General features: G+C 69.4%; 18 protein-coding genes. 7 read left to right on the top strand and 11 right to left on the bottom strand.

The features are described 5' to 3' along the window. Positions 1-81: 81 nt before the first annotated feature. The 6 genes from ABLE68_RS10335 to ABLE68_RS10310 all read right to left on the bottom strand — a co-directional run bounded on the left by ABLE68_RS10335 (position 82) and on the right by ABLE68_RS10310 (position 5,002). The gene (locus ABLE68_RS10335) at positions 82-354 is read right to left on the bottom strand and encodes a hypothetical protein (RefSeq protein ID WP_348871240.1); all 273 of its coding nucleotides are present in this window, start codon (positions 352-354) and stop codon (positions 82-84) included. A 19-nt stretch (positions 355-373) separates the two neighbouring features. Beyond that, positions 374-805 carry a heat shock protein transcriptional repressor HspR gene (locus ABLE68_RS10330; protein WP_348871239.1) on the bottom strand — a complete coding sequence of 144 codons (432 nt, stop codon included), beginning with the start codon at positions 803-805 and terminating at the stop codon, positions 374-376. Positions 806-810: 5 nt separating this feature from the next. Continuing rightward, a complete protein-coding gene (gene dnaJ / locus ABLE68_RS10325; protein WP_348871238.1) occupies positions 811-1,977 on the bottom strand; it encodes a molecular chaperone DnaJ in 1,167 nt (388 codons plus the stop codon). A 48-nt stretch (positions 1,978-2,025) separates the two neighbouring features. Further along, positions 2,026-2,583 (bottom strand): nucleotide exchange factor GrpE, encoded by a 558-nt coding sequence (gene grpE, locus ABLE68_RS10320; protein WP_348871237.1) that lies wholly within the window; start codon positions 2,581-2,583, stop codon positions 2,026-2,028. Next, entirely contained in the window at positions 2,580-4,442 is a 1,863-nt protein-coding gene (gene dnaK / locus ABLE68_RS10315) for a molecular chaperone DnaK (RefSeq protein ID WP_348871236.1), read from the bottom strand. The genes grpE and dnaK overlap by 4 nt, the downstream gene beginning before the upstream one ends. Positions 4,443-4,579: 137 nt before the next feature. After that, positions 4,580-5,002, bottom strand: coding sequence for an NUDIX hydrolase (locus tag ABLE68_RS10310; protein ID WP_348871235.1), 423 nt, complete (start codon positions 5,000-5,002; stop codon positions 4,580-4,582). A 37-nt stretch (positions 5,003-5,039) separates the two neighbouring features. Between ABLE68_RS10310 and ABLE68_RS10305 the strand changes: the two genes are divergently transcribed. Beyond that, positions 5,040-5,885, top strand: coding sequence for an aldo/keto reductase (locus ABLE68_RS10305; protein WP_348871234.1), 846 nt, complete (start codon positions 5,040-5,042; stop codon positions 5,883-5,885). Between the two features lie 44 nt (positions 5,886-5,929). Here the strand turns inward: ABLE68_RS10305 and ABLE68_RS10300 are convergent, their stop codons facing one another. Then, positions 5,930-6,439 carry a MarR family winged helix-turn-helix transcriptional regulator gene (locus ABLE68_RS10300; protein ID WP_348871233.1) on the bottom strand — a complete coding sequence of 170 codons (510 nt, stop codon included), beginning with the start codon at positions 6,437-6,439 and terminating at the stop codon, positions 5,930-5,932. Between the two features lie 40 nt (positions 6,440-6,479). Here ABLE68_RS10300 and ABLE68_RS10295 point away from each other — a divergent pair, with 40 nt between their 5' ends. Then, positions 6,480-7,421: an EamA family transporter gene (locus ABLE68_RS10295; RefSeq protein ID WP_348871232.1), complete on the top strand. Its 942-nt coding sequence runs from the start codon at positions 6,480-6,482 to the stop codon at positions 7,419-7,421. Here ABLE68_RS10295 and ABLE68_RS10290 read toward each other — a convergent pair. The 3 genes from ABLE68_RS10290 to ABLE68_RS10280 are packed head-to-tail and all read right to left on the bottom strand — an operon-like array spanning position 7,340 to position 8,849. After that, on the bottom strand, positions 7,340-7,921 hold the full coding sequence (locus tag ABLE68_RS10290) for a hypothetical protein (protein ID WP_348871231.1): 582 nt from the start codon (positions 7,919-7,921) through the stop codon (positions 7,340-7,342). The genes ABLE68_RS10295 and ABLE68_RS10290 overlap by 82 nt on opposite strands. Positions 7,922-7,935: 14 nt before the next feature. Continuing rightward, positions 7,936-8,421 (bottom strand): nitroreductase/quinone reductase family protein, encoded by a 486-nt coding sequence (locus ABLE68_RS10285; RefSeq protein WP_348871230.1) that lies wholly within the window; start codon positions 8,419-8,421, stop codon positions 7,936-7,938. 2 nt (positions 8,422-8,423) lie between these two features. After that, complete coding sequence (locus tag ABLE68_RS10280; protein ID WP_348871229.1) at positions 8,424-8,849, bottom strand: nuclear transport factor 2 family protein; 426 nt, start codon at positions 8,847-8,849, stop codon at positions 8,424-8,426. 46 nt (positions 8,850-8,895) lie between these two features. Here ABLE68_RS10280 and ABLE68_RS10275 point away from each other — a divergent pair, with 46 nt between their 5' ends. From ABLE68_RS10275 to ABLE68_RS10255, 5 genes are all read left to right on the top strand, one after another. After that, the gene (locus tag ABLE68_RS10275; RefSeq protein ID WP_348871228.1) at positions 8,896-9,774 is read left to right on the top strand and encodes a TIGR03619 family F420-dependent LLM class oxidoreductase; all 879 of its coding nucleotides are present in this window, start codon (positions 8,896-8,898) and stop codon (positions 9,772-9,774) included. A 130-nt stretch (positions 9,775-9,904) separates the two neighbouring features. Continuing rightward, positions 9,905-11,053 carry a hypothetical protein gene (locus ABLE68_RS10270; RefSeq protein WP_348871227.1) on the top strand — a complete coding sequence of 383 codons (1,149 nt, stop codon included), beginning with the start codon at positions 9,905-9,907 and terminating at the stop codon, positions 11,051-11,053. Next, positions 11,053-11,892: an SDR family oxidoreductase gene (locus tag ABLE68_RS10265; protein WP_348871226.1), complete on the top strand. Its 840-nt coding sequence runs from the start codon at positions 11,053-11,055 to the stop codon at positions 11,890-11,892. The genes ABLE68_RS10270 and ABLE68_RS10265 overlap by 1 nt, the downstream gene beginning before the upstream one ends. A gap of 58 nt (positions 11,893-11,950) precedes the next feature. Further along, positions 11,951-13,108 (top strand): sulfotransferase family protein, encoded by a 1,158-nt coding sequence (locus ABLE68_RS10260; protein WP_348871225.1) that lies wholly within the window; start codon positions 11,951-11,953, stop codon positions 13,106-13,108. 67 nt (positions 13,109-13,175) lie between these two features. Beyond that, positions 13,176-14,249 (top strand): NAD(P)H-dependent amine dehydrogenase family protein, encoded by a 1,074-nt coding sequence (locus ABLE68_RS10255; RefSeq protein WP_348871224.1) that lies wholly within the window; start codon positions 13,176-13,178, stop codon positions 14,247-14,249. Here ABLE68_RS10255 and ABLE68_RS10250 read toward each other — a convergent pair. Then, a complete protein-coding gene (locus ABLE68_RS10250; RefSeq protein WP_348871223.1) occupies positions 14,246-15,181 on the bottom strand; it encodes an AraC family transcriptional regulator in 936 nt (311 codons plus the stop codon). The genes ABLE68_RS10255 and ABLE68_RS10250 overlap by 4 nt on opposite strands. Positions 15,182-15,220 lie beyond the last annotated feature (39 nt).

Below are 15,220 nucleotides of genomic sequence, written 5' to 3'. Positions count from 1 at the left end.
ATTCTCCTGCGTACGTCGATGGTCGGACACCCCGTGTGCCCGCCATCTGTTTCAACGCCCGCAGAGTTGAGTCTGTTCCACTCAACTTTGACGATTTCGCCGCCGTCGCTCCTCGGCCTCGAACGCCGCGATCTTCACCGCGGCCTCGTCGAGCCGGCGGCGCAGCCGGCGCATCCGCCAGGGGGTGACTCCCCAGGTCGCGTGCCGACCGACCTCAGCCGACTTGTCGAGCCCGGCGACGTGGTACTCCTGCTCGGGTCGGGCGGCGAGCTCGACCGCCACCGAGCGGTAGCTCACGACCGACCAGGCCAGGACGATGAGCGCCACGACGAGGACTGCCCACGCGATGACCATGCCGGGATCCTTCCCCGGATCAGCGCCCTCTACGCCAGACCACGACCGACTGGCCGGGCTCGGGCTGCCGCAGGACCGGCAGCTTGTTGGGCGGGCCGTCGCCGCTGCGCGCGGCCAGGGTGCGGCGCAGGGCGTCGCGGGTGGCCTCGAGCTCGGCGACCAGCTCCTGGTTGCGCTGGACCAGCGCGGCCATCCGGTTCTCGAGGTCGAGGATCCGGCGTACGCCCTCGATGCCGATGCCCGACGAGGTCAGCTCGCTGATCTCGCGGAGCAGCTCGACGTCGCGATGGGTGTAGCGGCGACCGCCGCCGCCGGTGCGGGCCGGGACGATCAGGCCCATCCGCTCGTAGGTGCGCAGGGTCTGCGGGTGCAGGCCGCTCAGCTCGGCCGCGATGCTGATGACGTAGACAGCGGCGTCGGGTCCGGGCGCCTCGAAGGGAGAACGGGCCATCGCGCTCAGGCCTCGTCGAAGAGCTTCGAACGGAGCGGCTTGCTCGCGGTCGCCGCACGGTAGGCCTCGACGGCCTCACGGGCCGCCGCGTCGAGCACCGCCGGGACCTGCACCTCGACGGTCGCGAGCAGGTCGCCCTTGGTGCCGTCGGACTTGGTCGCGCCCTTGCCGCGCACCCGGAAGGTGCGGCCGTTGGGGGTGCCCGCCGGGACCTTGAGGGTCACCGGAGCCCCACCCAGGACCGGGATCTTGATGTCGGCGCCGAGCGCGAGCTCGTCGAACGAGACGGGTACGTCGAGGGTGAGGTTGTCGTCCTTGCGGCCGAAGAGCCGGTGGCCCGACACCTTCACGACGACGTAGAGGTCGCCGGCGGGTCCGCCGTTCTCGCCCGCCGCACCCTTGCCCCGCAGCCGGATCCTCTGGCCGTCCTTCACCCCGGCGGGGATCCGCGCCTGGATGGTCCGGGCGGACAGGCCGCGGCCACTGCCGTGGCAGGTCGGGCAGGACTCGTCGTAGACGAGCTGGCGGCCGCCGCACATCGGGCAGGTCTCGTTGATCGAGAACGCGCCCCCGGCGGAGGACACCACGAAGCCGGCGCCCTCGCACTCGGGACAGACGTGCGGCTTGGTGCCGGGCTTGCCACCGGTGCCGCGGCAGTCGGGGCACGGCGCGTCGGAGGTGAGCCGCAGCGAGACGGTCACACCCTCGATCGCGTCGGTGAAGCTGATCGTCGCCGTCGTCTCGACGTCCGCGCCCTTCTGGGGCCGGGTGGCCCGACGCTGTCCGCGACCGAAGAGGTCGCCGAACATGTCGCCGAAGCCGCCACCCCCGCCGGCGGCGCGGTCACGGAGCAGGTCGTTGATGTCGAACCCGACCCCGCCCTGGCCACCACCGCCGCCCGGGAAGCCGAAGCCGCCCGAGCCGAACGACGAGCGCATCTCGTCGTACTTCTTGCGCTTGTCGGCGTCACCGACGACGTCGTAGGCCTCGGCGACCGCCTTGAACTTGTCGTGCTTGGCCGTGTCGCCGGGGTTGGAGTCCGGGTGGTTGGCGCGCGCCAGCTTGCGGTAGGCCTTCTTGATCTCGTCGCTCGTCGCGTCCTTCTTGACGCCGAGCTCGGCGTAGAAGTCCTTCTGGGCCCAGTCGGCCCGCATCCCGTCAGTGGTACTCATGCGCGCACCTCCCTCCTCGTCCTTCGGTGGTTGAGCGTGTCGAAACCCTTACTCAGCGGTCGGACCGCTCGGGGGATCGACCACCAGCACCTGCGCCGCGCGAACGACGCGGTCGCCGATCCGGTAGCCGGCCTTGGCGACCACCTTGCAGGTGGTGACCGTGACATCCGGATCCTCGCCGATGTGGGAGAGGGCCTCGTGGATGTTGGGGTCGAAGGCGTCGCCGACGGCGCCGAACTTGGTGAGCCCGACGCCCGCGACGACCCGCTCGAGCTGGTCGGCCACGGCCTTGAAGCCACCGTCCAGCGGAGCGTGCTCGCGAGCCCGGTCGATGGTGTCGAGCACCTCGGTGATCGGCGCGAGCGCGGTGTACGTCGCGTTCTCCTTGATCAGCTCGCGGTCGCGGTCGACCCGGCGCTTGTAGTTGACGAACTCGGCCTGCAGCCGCTGGAGGTCGGCGGTGCGCTCCTCCAGCTTGCGCTGCGCGACGACGAGCTCGTCCTCGACCACAGCCGGCTCGTCGGCCTGAGGAGCAGGGGTCTCCTGCTCCTCAGGCTCCTGAGCCGCCTGCGGCGTGACCTGCTCGTCCTGGGACGGCTCGGTCACTTGGTCTCGCCGTCCGCGGTGTCCGTGGGCTCCTCGTCGACGATCTCGGCGTCGACGACGTCGTCGTCGGCCTCGCCCGTCGAGCCGTCGCTGCCACCGGCAGCGGCCGCGTCGGCCTCGGCGGCGGCGTACATGGCCGCGCCCATCTTCTGGCTGGACTCACCGAGCTTGGTGACGCCGGCCTGGAGCTCGTCGGCGCTCGCGTCGGGGTTCTCGAGCGTCGCCTTGAGGGCGTCGACGTCGGCCTGGACCTCGGTCATGACGTCCTCGGGCAGCTTGTCGGCGTTCTCCGACAGGAACTTCTCGGTCGTGTAGACGAGCTGGTCGGCCTGGTTGCGGGTCTCGACCGCGGCGCGACGCTTGGCGTCCTCCTCGGCGTACTGCTCGGCGTCCTTGACCATCCGGTCGATGTCGTCCTTCGACAGCGCGGAGCCGCCGGAGATCGTCATCGACTGCTCCTTGCCGGAGCCCTGGTCCTTCGCCGAGACGTGCACGATGCCGTTGGCGTCGATGTCGAAGGTGACCTCGATCTTCGGGATGCCGCGGGGAGCCGGCGGGAGGCCGGTGAGCTCGAAGTTGCCGAGCGGCTGGTTCTGGCCCCACATCTGGCGCTCGCCCTGGGCGACCTTGATCTCGACCGACGGCTGGTTGTCGTCGGCGGTCGTGAAGATCTCGGACCGCTTGGTCGGGATCGTGGTGTTGCGCTCGATCAGCGTGGTCATCACGCCGCCCTTGGTCTCGATGCCGAGGGACAGCGGGGTGACGTCGAGGAGCAGCACGTCCTTGACCTCGCCCTTGAGGACACCGGCCTGCAGGGCGGCGCCGACGGCGACGACCTCGTCCGGGTTGACGCCCTTGTTGGGCTCCTTGCCGCCGAGCAGCTCCTTCACGAGGTCGCTGACGGCCGGCATCCGGGTCGAACCACCGACGAGGACGACGTGGTCGATCTTGTCGACCGCGACGCCACCGTCCTTGAGCACCTGCTGGAAGGGCTTCTTGGTGCGGTCGAGCAGGTCGGACGTCAGCTTCTGGAACTCGCTGCGGCTGAGCTTCTCCTCGAAGTGCAGCGGGCCGGACTCGCCGTGGGTGATGTAGGGCAGGTGGATCGTGGTCTCGGCGGACGAGGACAGCTCGATCTTCGCCTTCTCGGCGGCCTCCTGGAGGCGCTGCTTGGCGATCTTGTCGGCCGCGAGGTCGACACCGTTGTTGTCCTTGAACTTCTTGACCATCCAGTCGACGACGCGGGAGTCCCAGTCGTCACCACCGAGGTGGTTGTCACCGGAGGTCGCCTTGACCTCGACCACGCCCTCGCCGATCTCGAGGAGGGACACGTCGAACGTGCCGCCACCGAGGTCGAAGACGAGGATCGTCTGGTCGTCGCCCTTGTCGAGGCCGTAGGCCAGCGCGGCCGCCGTGGGCTCGTTGACGATCCGGCTCACGTTGAGGCCCGCGATCTCGCCGGCTTCCTTGGTCGCCTGGCGCTGCGCGTCGGAGAAGTACGCCGGGACCGTGATCACCGCGTCGGTGACGGTCTCGCCGAGGTAGGCCTCCGCGTCGCGCTTGAGCTTCTGCAGGATGAACGCGCTGATCTGCTGCGGAGTGAAGTCCTTGTCGTCGACCTTCTGCTTCCAGTCGGTGCCCATGTGGCGCTTGACGGAGCGGATGGTCCGGTCGACGTTGGTGACGGCCTGGCGCTTGGCGACCTCGCCGACCAGGACCTCACCCGACTTGGCGAAAGCGACGACCGACGGGGTCGTGCGGGCGCCTTCCGCGTTAGCGATGACGGTGGGTTCGCCACCTTCGAGTACCGCGACGACGCTGTTCGTCGTCCCGAGGTCGATGCCGACCGCACGTGCCATGGGTGTTACCTCCGCTGATTGAGTCTGATGACGGCCATCTTGCGCCGCTGCTGTGAGTCTTCCAAATTAGTTGAGTCGGATCAACTCAACTTTGCTCACTTGGCTCAACGCAGGCCCGGCCCCCGACCATTCCCGGATCAGCCGACGAATTTCCGGACCATCGGCTCGCGCACCAGGGCGGGTACGTCGGCGAGGGGGATCCACCGTGCCTGGTCGGTCGACCCGCCGACCTCGTCGCGCAGGTCGCCGCCCGTGACGGTCGCGGCGTAGAACACCCGGACGTTCTTCTGCGGCCGCTCGCCGACCGGCTCGAACCGCTTGCCCGGCGCGATCACGAAGGCGTCCACGCCCAGCAGGCCGCCCAGCTCGACGTCGTACCCGGTCTCCTCGAGCACCTCCCGGACAGCACCCTCCTCCGGGGACTCGTGCAGCTCGACGCCCCCGCCGGGGAGCGTCCAGGTCGGCACCTCGGGCTCGTTCCAGAGCGCCAGCAGCACGTGCTCGTCGCGGATGATGACGGCGTAGGCACCCAGACGTGTGTCGTAGTCGGTGAACTCCATGGGAATGATCCTGCCCCCTTCAGGAGATGGACTAGGTATGACTGTTCCGACCATCACCCTGAACAACCAGACGACCATCCCCCAGCTCGGCTTCGGCGTGTTCCAGATCCCGCCGGAGCAGACCGCGGACGCGGTGACCAAGGCGTTCGAGGTCGGCTACCGCCACATCGACACCGCGCAGATGTACGGCAACGAGCAGGAGGTCGGCGAGGCGATCAAGGCCTCGGACATCCCGCGCGACGAGCTCTGGATCACCAGCAAGCTCAACAACGGCTTCCACCGGCCCGACGACGCCCGTCGCGCCTTCGACACCACGATGGACAAGCTCGGGCTCGAGCAGATCGACCTGTTCCTCATCCACTGGCCGCTGCCGACGCTGTACGACGGCGACTACGTCTCGACGTGGCGCACCCTGATCGAGTTCGTCAGCGAGGGCCGGGCCCGCTCGATCGGCGTCTCGAACTTCCAGCCGGCCCACCTCGACCGGATCGTCGCCGAGACCGGCGTCGTCCCCGCGGTCAACCAGATCGAGGTGCACCCCTACTTCACCAACGAGGACGCCCGCGCGGCCTCGATCCGTCACGGCGCCGAGGTCGAGGCCTGGTCGCCGATCGCCCAGGGCAAGGTGCTCGACGACCCGGCGATCGGCAAGATCGCCGCCGCCCACGGCAAGACGCCTTCCCAGGTCACCCTGCGCTGGCACATCGAGCGGGGCGACATCGTCTTCCCGAAGTCGAGCCGCCAGGAGCGGATGCGCGAGAACTTCGAGATCTTCGACTTCACGCTCACGCCCGACGAGGTCGCCACCATCAGCGCACTCGACCAGGGCGAGGCCGGCCGCACCGGACCCAACCCGGACACGTTCGACTACGTCCCGAGCTGACGACCACCGCGGTTGAGGAGGGCGCTCCGCGCCCGTCTCGAAACCTACGCGTCGAGGGCCCGGCCCCACGTCTCCAGGAGATGTGCGAGCCGGGCCCTCTCCATCTCGTTCAGCGACGAGACCAGCCGGTGCTCGTTGGCCATGTGGGCCGTGAAGGCGCGGTCGATCACGTCGAGGCCGGCGTCGGTCAGCGCCACCACGCGCCCGCGGCCATCACCCTCGCTGACCCGCCGGGTGACCCAGCCCTGCTCCACGCAGCGGTCCACCCGCTTCGTCACGGCCCCCGACGAGACCATCGTCCAGGCGGCGAGGTCGCTGGGCGTCAGCTCGTACGGCGCACCTTCGCGGCGCAGCGTCGCGAGGATGTCGAACTCCCCCTCGCCCAGGCCGAACTCCGCGTAGACGGCGACGAGCTCTTCGGTGAGCCGGGCACCCAGGCGGTGCAGCCGGCCGATGATCCCCAGCGGCGACACGTCGAGGTCGGGCCGCGCCTCGGCCCACTTCGCCATGATCCGGCTGACGTGATCGAGGTCTCGCTCCCCTGAGGCTGCCACGATGCGGAATATATCTCACTCGGAAACTATTATTGCTTCCATGGAAACTAGTTGGCGGACCCTCGGCCTCGCGGCACTGGCCCCGATCGCCTGGGGCTCGGGCTACTACGTGACCGAGACCTACCTGCCTCCCGACCGCCCGCTCTTCGGCGCGATGGTCCGGGCGCTCCCGTTCGGCCTGCTGCTGCTGGCCTTCCGGCCCACGCTGCCCCGGGGGATCTGGTGGTGGCGGTCCCTGGTGCTCGGCACCCTCAACATCGGCGCGTTCTTCGTGCTGATCTTCATCGCTGCCTACCGGCTGCCCGGCGGCATGGCCGCCACGCTCACCGCGACCGCTCCGATCGTGATCATGCTGATCGCCTGGGCCGTGATCGGTGAGCGACCGCGCGCGGCCGCCCTCGTCGGCGCTGCGGTCGGCGTCGCCGGCGTCGCGCTGCTCGTGCTCCGCTCCAGCGTGGCCGTCGACCCGATCGGAGTCGCCGCCTCGTTCGGCGCCGTCGCGATGTCGTCGCTCGGGTTCGTGCTCGTCAAGCGCTGGACCCCTCCGGTCGACCTGCTCACCTTCACCGCGTGGCAGCTGGTCGCGGGCGGACTGGTCCTCCTGCCGATCGCGCTGGTCGTCGAGGGCACGCCGCCCCAGCTCGACCTGCCCGCCATCGGCGGCTTCCTCTGGATCGGGCTCGCCGGGACGCTGCTGGCCTACGTCGTGTGGTTCCGCGGCCTGCGCCGACTGCCCGCGGGAGCGGTGTCCCTGGTGGGCCTGCTCAACCCGGTCTCGGGCACCGTCGTCGGCATCGCCCTCGCGGGCGAGAGCTTCGGAGCGAGCCAGGCCCTCGGCATGCTGCTCGTGCTCGGCGGCATCCTGGCCGGTCAGCCGGCCGTGACGGCGCGGCTGCGACGTCAGCCGATGGTGATGCGGACCTCGTCGGACTCGAGGCCGCTGTCGGTGTCGACGACGCGGAAGCGGTTCATGCCGACCTGACCGGTCTGCACCGGGATGGCGAACGTCTCGTCGCTGACCGAGCCGGTGGCCTGGAAGTCGGTCCACTGGCCGGCCTGGAAGCGCTGGACCTGCAGGATCGCGCCCTCGCCGCCGGGATAGACGCCGGTGAGCGTGAACTGCTCCATCGGTCCGACCGACGTCACCGACGACGACAGCGAGATCTGCTTGTCGGGCGACTTGCTCTCGGTCGGCTCGTCGGTCGGCGACGAGTCGTCCGACCCGGTCGGGGTCTCGCCCGGGTCCAGCGTGATCTCCGGGGCCGTGGGCGTCGGTGTCTTCTGGGGCTTGGGGAGGTACATCGAGTGCACGTCGCTCGCGGTGCCGGCGCCGTCACCGCCGCCGAGGCCGAGGACCTTCGAGCCGACGAGCACTCCGAGACCGAGGATCAGGCCGACCACCAGGCCGACGCCGACGAGCGCGACGAGGCCGGCGATGATCGGGTGGCCTTCATCAGGTCGGTCGGGCAGCTGGTCGGACATGGCGCCATTGTTGCTCAGCGAGGCTCGAGAACCACGATCGGGATCTCGCGGTCGGTCCACTGCGCGTACTTCGCGAAGTCGGCGTAGAGCTCGACCAGGCGCGGCCAGAGGACGGCGCGCTCCTCGGGGTCGGCGGTGTGGGCGCGCACCCGGCGTACGCCCTCCTTGCGGACCCGGACCGTGGTGTCGGGGCTGGCGACCAGGTTGGGGTACCACTGGGGGTTCTTCGGCAGCCCGCCCTGCGAGGCGACGACGACCAGATCCGCGCCGTCCTCGAGGTAGAGCAGCGGCGTCGTGAACGTCCTGCCCGACCTGCGACCGACGTGGTCGAGCAGCAGCGTCGGCACGGGCTTCTTCCAGCCGGCGCCCACCCGCCACGTCGAGCCGACCCGCCCGTTGGTGAGCTTGAAGACCCGGACCTGGGCGCGCGCCATGTACTTGATGACCCTGGCGGTCATCGGCGAGTCCAGGCCCTCGGGCTTCTCCTCGGGCAGACCCACTGCTACATGCCCCTCTTCCAGCAGACCTGCTCGTGCAGGTTGCGGCTGCGCCAGCCGTCCGCCGTCCGGACGAGCGTGTGGTGGTAGATCCCGCCGATCTCGACGATCTTCTCGCCACCCTGGCCGTCGGGAGCGGGCATCGGGTTGTGGAAGTACGCCGAGCAGGTCGCGGTGTCACCGTCGACGGCGATGTCGAGCTGGCCCAGGGTGTGCATCCGCACCGGGAAGAACGCCGGGAGCATCTCGGCCAGCCACGGCTTCACCTCGGCGTACGTCGCCTCGATCCCGCCCGACTCGACGTAGTTGATCGTCGCGTCGGGGGTGAAGACGGTGTCGAGCTTGTCCCACTCCCCGGTGTCGATCGCGCGCGTGTAGCGCGTGAGTACGTCGGTGATCTCGAGCCGGTCGCTGATCTGTTGCAGGTCCACGTCGGAACTCTGGCACAAAACTGGAACACGTTCTAGTGTGTGGCCCATGCGATTCAGCTACGCCGAGGCGATGACGCAGGCGACCTACTACGCCCCCCTGGCCCAAGCGGCCGAGGCGGCCGGCTACACGAGCATGACCGTGGCCGACAGCGTCATCTACCCCCAGGACTCAGACTCGAAGTACCCCTACACCGACACGGGGGACCGCGAGTTCCTCGACGGCAAGGAGTTCATCGAGACGATGGTGCTCTGCGCGCACCTCTTCGCGGTGACGACGACGCTGCGGCTCACGCCGTTCGTCCTCAAGCTCCCGATCCGACCCCCGGTGCTGGTCGCCAAGCAGGCCTCGTCGCTGGCGTTCCTCTCCAACAACCGGCTCGGCCTCGGCGTCGGCATCTCGCCGTGGCCCGAGGACTTCGACGCCATGGGCGTCGACTGGGCCCGGCGCGGCAAGCGCATGGACGAGTGCATGGACATCCTGCGCGGGCTCACGACGGGCGAGTTCTTCGAGTACCACGGCGAGTTCTACGACGTCGACGCGCTCAAGCAGTGCCCCGGAGCCACCGAGAAGATCCCGCTCCTGGTCGGCGGCCACGTCGACGCGGCGCTGCGTCGTTCCGTGGTCAAGGGAGACGGCTGGATGCACGCGGGCGGGGACGGCGAGGAGCTCGACCGCCTGCTGGTCCGGCTCGCCGAGATCCGCAAGGAGGAGGGCGACACCCGCGACGACTTCGAGGTGCACGTGATCTCGTACGACGCCTACACCCCCGACGGCATCAAGCGCCTCGAGGACAAGGGCGTCACCGACTGCATCGTCGGCTTCCGGGTGCCCTACATCAAGGGTCCCGACACCGAGCCGCTCGACAAGAAGATCGCCCACCTCGAGCGCTACGCCGAGGACGTCATCCACAAGGTCAACGGATGAGCGGCCGCCCGGTGATTGAGGAGGTTGCGCAGGCAACCGCACTCGTTGTCCCCCGCAGCCAACGTAGCCACGCCAGTTTCCGGGGTCTCGAGACGGGACTTCGTCCCTCCTCGACCGACGGGGGTCACCGATGAGTGAGTCGCTGGGGCTGACCAAGGTCCTCCAGGACGCGATCGCGGAGGCCGAGGAGCTGATCGCCAACGCGCCGTTCATCACGACCGAGCAGGACCGGCTGGAGGGCTACGACTACCTGTCGGGCCGGATCCGGATGGCGATGCAGATGGCCTTCGACTACGACCTCGACCGGCCGGTCTTCATCAACCCGACCCACCAGTTCTCCCGGCAGGGCCTGGACAACCCGGACGCGATCTACTTCAACGCCTACCTCCGCGAGGGTGTCGAGTACGTCGTCCGCGGTCGCCGCGGCACGTCTGCCGACCTGTCGTTCCAGGTCATGGGCGGCACCTACAGCGCCACCTCGGCCGCGACCTCGATGATGGCGTTCGACGACCGCGAGCTCGAGAAGGACGCCGACGGCAACTTCGAGTTCACCTACGTCGCCGAGCCGGGCGCGAAGACGATGATCGTGCGCGAGGTCTTCAACGACTGGGACACCGAGGAGCGCGGCACGATCTGGATCGAGCGCCCCGACACCGTCGACAAGCCGGCCGCACCGCTCAGCCAGAGGACGCTCGCCAAGAAGTACGAGGTGGCGGCCCGCTCCCTGGTCGGCTCGATCCAGACGTGGTTCGCCTTCCCCCAGTTCTTCCAGTACAAGGAGCCGGTCAACACGCTGACCGCGCCGCAGTCGACGCCGGGCGGCCTCGCCTCGCAGCGCTCCTCGATCGGCCACTACGAGCTCGCCCCCGACGAGGCGATGATCGTGACCGTGCCCGAGTGCACCGACTGCTCCTACCAGGGCATCCAGATCGGCTCGGACTGGTACGCCTCGACCGACTACGAGACCCACCAGACGTCTCTGACGAAAGCGCAGGCGGTCACGGATCCCGATGGCAAGATGCGGTTCGTGATCTCCGAGGGCAACCCGGGGATCGCCAACTGGCTCGAGTGCACCGGCCACGCCACCGGCGCGATGATGTTGCGCTGGCAGCGGCTGACCCGCGACCTCACCCAGGAGGCGGACGGCCCGGTCATCGAGATCGTCAAGCTCGCCGACGTACCCAGCAAGCTCCCGCACTTCACCCCCATCACCACCGAGGAGTACGCCGCGCGGATCGCCGCCCGGCAGCGCTCCGTTGCCCGAAGGATGATCAGCTGATGACCGAGCTTGGCTACGCCGAGGCCCACGACACCTCGATCGAGGAGCGCTACACCCCCGCACCCCTGCTGAAGGGCAAGGTCGTGGTCGTCTCCGGGATCGGCCCCGGCCTCGGCCGCTCGCTGGCCGTGGAGGCCGCCAAGATGGGCGCCGACCTGGTGATCGCCAGCCGCACCGAGTCCCGCCTGCTCGAGCTCCAGTCGGAGCTCGAGGGCTACGGCGTCAAGGTCGTCAGCGTGGTCACCGACGTGACCGACGAGGACTCGCGGGTCAACCTGCGCGACAAGACCCTCGAAGCGTTCGGCCGGGTCGACTGCGTCATCAACAACGCCTTCACGATCCCGCCGATGGACCCGATCACCCAGATCGAGCCGCGCAAGCTCGCGAAGGTCAACGAGACCAACGTCTTCGCGCCGCTGCGGCTCTCCGCCCTCTTCGCCGACGCTCTGTCGGAGGCGAAGGGCTCGATCATCATGCTGAACTCCTGCGTCGTCTTCAGCTCGCAGCCGGAGTACGCCGGCTACAAGCTGTCGAAGGGCGCCCTCGAGCACCTCGCCTCGTCGCTGGCCACCGAGCTCGGTCCGCGCGGGATCCGGGTCAACAGCGTCGCGCCGTCGTACATCTACGAGGACGTCAACCGCGGCTACTTCGACTTCCTCGGCGCCGTCGAGAACAAGACGCACGAGCAGGTCTACGCCGAGAAGGCCGGCCCGACCGACCTCAAGCGGCTCGCCTCCTCCGAGGAGGTTGCCCGCGCGACGCTCTTCCTCGCCAGCGACCTGGCCTCGGCCGTCACGGGCCAGATCCTGACCGTCGACTGCGGCGAGTTCCACGACTGAGGTCTCGACACACCGCCGCTCGTCCCTCGCGGCGGCACTCGACCACCGAAAGAAGCGCATGAGCGACAACATCATGGTGCGGGAGCGGCCCGACGTCGGTTCCTACGAGGACATCGTCGCGGCCGCCGTCCGCACCACGGGCATGTCGGACTTCGGGGACGGCGCCCACGAGGAGGGCCTGCGGGTCCTCACCGAGGACCTGGCGTCGCCCGAGGCCGGGCTCACCCCGCGGGGCAACTACTTCCAGCGCTCCGAGGTGAAGTCGGCGCTGGTCGGCGTGCTCCTCACCCAGGCGCAGTTCGCCGCGCACCCCGAGCACCGCGACGTGCCGATCGAGCGGCCGATCTTCCTGATGGGCCTGCCGCGGACCGGCACGACGGCGCTGCACCGCTACCTGCACTCCGACCCGGGCTCGCAGGGCCTGGAGATGTGGCTGACGCAGTACCCCCAGCCGCGGCCGCCGCGCGACACCTGGGAGTCGGACCCGATCTTCAACGCCATGCAGCAGGCGTTCACCGCGCACCACGTCGAGAGCCCCGACTTCATGGGGATCCACTACATGGACGCGACCACGGTCGAGGAGTGCTGGCGGCTGCTGCGGCAGACCGGCAAGTCCAACTCCTACGAGTCGTTGGCCAACCTGCCGCGCTACACCGAGTGGCTGCAGCAGCAGGACTGGACCGACGCCTATGCGCGCCACAAGGAGAACCTCCAGCTGGTCGGGCTCAACGACCCCGAGAAGCGCTGGATCCTCAAGAACCCGTCGCACATGACCGCACTCGACGCGCTGATGACCGTCTATCCCGATGCGCTGATCATCTACACGCACCGCGACCCGGTCACCTGCATCGCGTCGTCGTGCTCGCTGTCCGCGGAGACGACGGTCGGCCACAGCTCGACGTACGTCGGCGGCGTCATCGGCCACACCCAGCTCGACCTGTGGTCGCGGGCGTTCCACGCCTTCCACGACGCGCGGCCGAAGTACGACCAGGACCAGTTCATCGACATCGCCTTCAAGGACCTGGTGACCGACCCGCTCGCGGTCACCCGCCGGGTCTACGACCAGTTCGGGCTCGACTGGACCCCCGAGGTGCAGACGGCGATCGAGGAGATCGACCAGGAGTCCAAGCAGGGCAAGGCGAAGCCCTCGCACCACTACACGCTCAAGGACTACGGCCTCACCGAGGACCGGGTCCGCGCTGCCTTCGATCGATAACGCCGACGGCGGTGAGGAGGGCGCGCAGCGCCTGTCTCGAAACCCCGGCATCACACAGGAGACATGGATGGACAAGAAGCGGGTCGTCGTCTGGGGCACCGGCGTCGTCGGGTCGATGGTGATCGCCGAGATCGTGGACCACCCGGTCTTCGAGCTGGTCGGCGTCGGCGTCTCCAACCCGGCCAAGGTCGGCGTCGACGCCGGCACCATCTGCGGCATCGCGCCGACCGGGGTGATCGCGACCGACTCCGTCGAGGAGCTGATCGCGCTGAAGCCGGACGCGCTGGTCCACTACGGACCGACGGCGCAGTACGCCGACGACAACATCCGCGTGATGTCCGCGTTCCTCCGCGCCGGCATCGACGTCTGCTCGACCGCGATGACGCCGTGGGTCTGGCCGTCGATGACCCAGATCCCGCCGAACTGGCGCGACCCGATCACCGAGGCGTGCGAAGAGGGTGGCGCGTCGTGCTTCACCACCGGCATCGACCCCGGCTTCGCCAACGACCTGTTTCCCCTGACCCTGATGGGGTTGTGTGGCCGGGTCGACTCGGTGCGCGCGTCCGAGCTGCTCGACTACACCGACTACGAGGGCGACTACGAGGACGAGATGGGTATCGGCCGCTCGCCGGAGTTCACCCCCCTCCTCGAGATCCCCGAGCTGCTCATCATGGCCTGGGGCGCGACCGTCCCGATGATCGCGCACGCCGCCGGCATCGAGCTCGACGACATCACCACCACCTGGGAGAAGTGGGTGACGCCGACCGACCGCAAGACGGCCAAGGGCGTCATCGAGGCCGGCAACGTCGCGGCCATCCGCTTCACGATCAACGGCGTGTACGACGGCCGCGACGTCATCTCGCTCGAGCACGTCAACCGGATCGGCCTCGACGCCGCCCCCGACTGGCCGGCCGGTTCAGCCGACGACGTCTACCGGGTCGACATCCACGGCTCGCCGTCCATCACCCAGGAGACGGCGTTCCGCTTCACCGACGGCTCCGGCCGCGCCCCGGCCGTCGCGGGCTGCCTCGCCACCGGCCTGCGCGCGCTCAACGCCGTACCCGCCGTCAACGACCTGCCCGCCGGCTGGGTGACCGCGCTCGACCTCCCGCTGATCCCGGGGGTCGGCACCATCCGTTAGGCGACCAGGGCCCTGTGGTCGCGCGGGCTGACGCCGTACGCCCGCTTGAAGGCGGTGCTCAGCGCGAACGGCGTGGAGTAGCCGACCTGGCGGGCGACCGTGGCGAGGGTGGCGGACGGGTCGCGCAGCAGGTCGGCCGCGAGGGCGAGCCGCCAGCCGGTGAGGAACATCATGGGCGGCTCGCCGACCACCTCGGTGAAGCGCCGGGCGAAGGCCGCGCGGGACACTCCCCCGGCGGCAGCGAGCTCGGCGACCGTCCACGGGTGCGACGGGTGGTGCTGCATCAGGCGCAGCGCCGGGCCGACGACCGGGTCGCCCTGCCCGGCGTACCACGACGGGGGCGAGGCCTCGGGGCGCGCGAACCACGCACGCAGCACGGCGATCAGCAGCAGGTCGAGCAGCCGGTCGAGCACGGCGTCCTGACCGGGGTCGTCCTTGACGATCTCGTCGGCGAGCAGGGCGACCAGCGGTGAGCCGAGCTCACGTTCGCTCAGCACGACGAAGCGCGGCAGCGCCCGGAGCAGCCGACGGCTGACCTCGCCCTCGAAGAGGTAGGCGCCCGTCAGCATCACGGTCTCGCCCACCTGGCTGTTGCCCCAGCTGCGGACGCCCTGGTGCATCTCCTCCTCGAGCGACTGCCCGTCCACCGTCGTGCAGTGCTGACCGGGATGGATGACGACCTGGGGCACGGTCTCGAGGGAGTCGGCGATCGTCCAGTGGTCAGGCCCCAGGCCGATGACGACGTCACCCGCCTCGACCCGGAAGGGCTCCCCGCCGTCCGGGATCGCCCAGAAGCCGCCGCGCACCACGGCCGTCAGCGACAGCGGTGACTCGTCCTGCAGCCGCACCGACCACGGCGCGTCCATCAGGCAGCGGAGCAGGAAGGCCCCGCGAGCGCGGGGGCCGTCCAGCAGGGCAGCGAGTCCGTCCATGGAGCCGACGGTAGTCCTGGACGCTCGCGTATGGAAGAG

The sequence above is a fragment of the Nocardioides pollutisoli genome (assembly GCF_040045055.1).
Taxonomy (GTDB): Bacteria; Actinomycetota; Actinomycetes; order Propionibacteriales; family Nocardioidaceae; genus Nocardioides; species Nocardioides tweenelious.
This window is presented reverse-complemented; position numbering and strand designations above follow the sequence as displayed.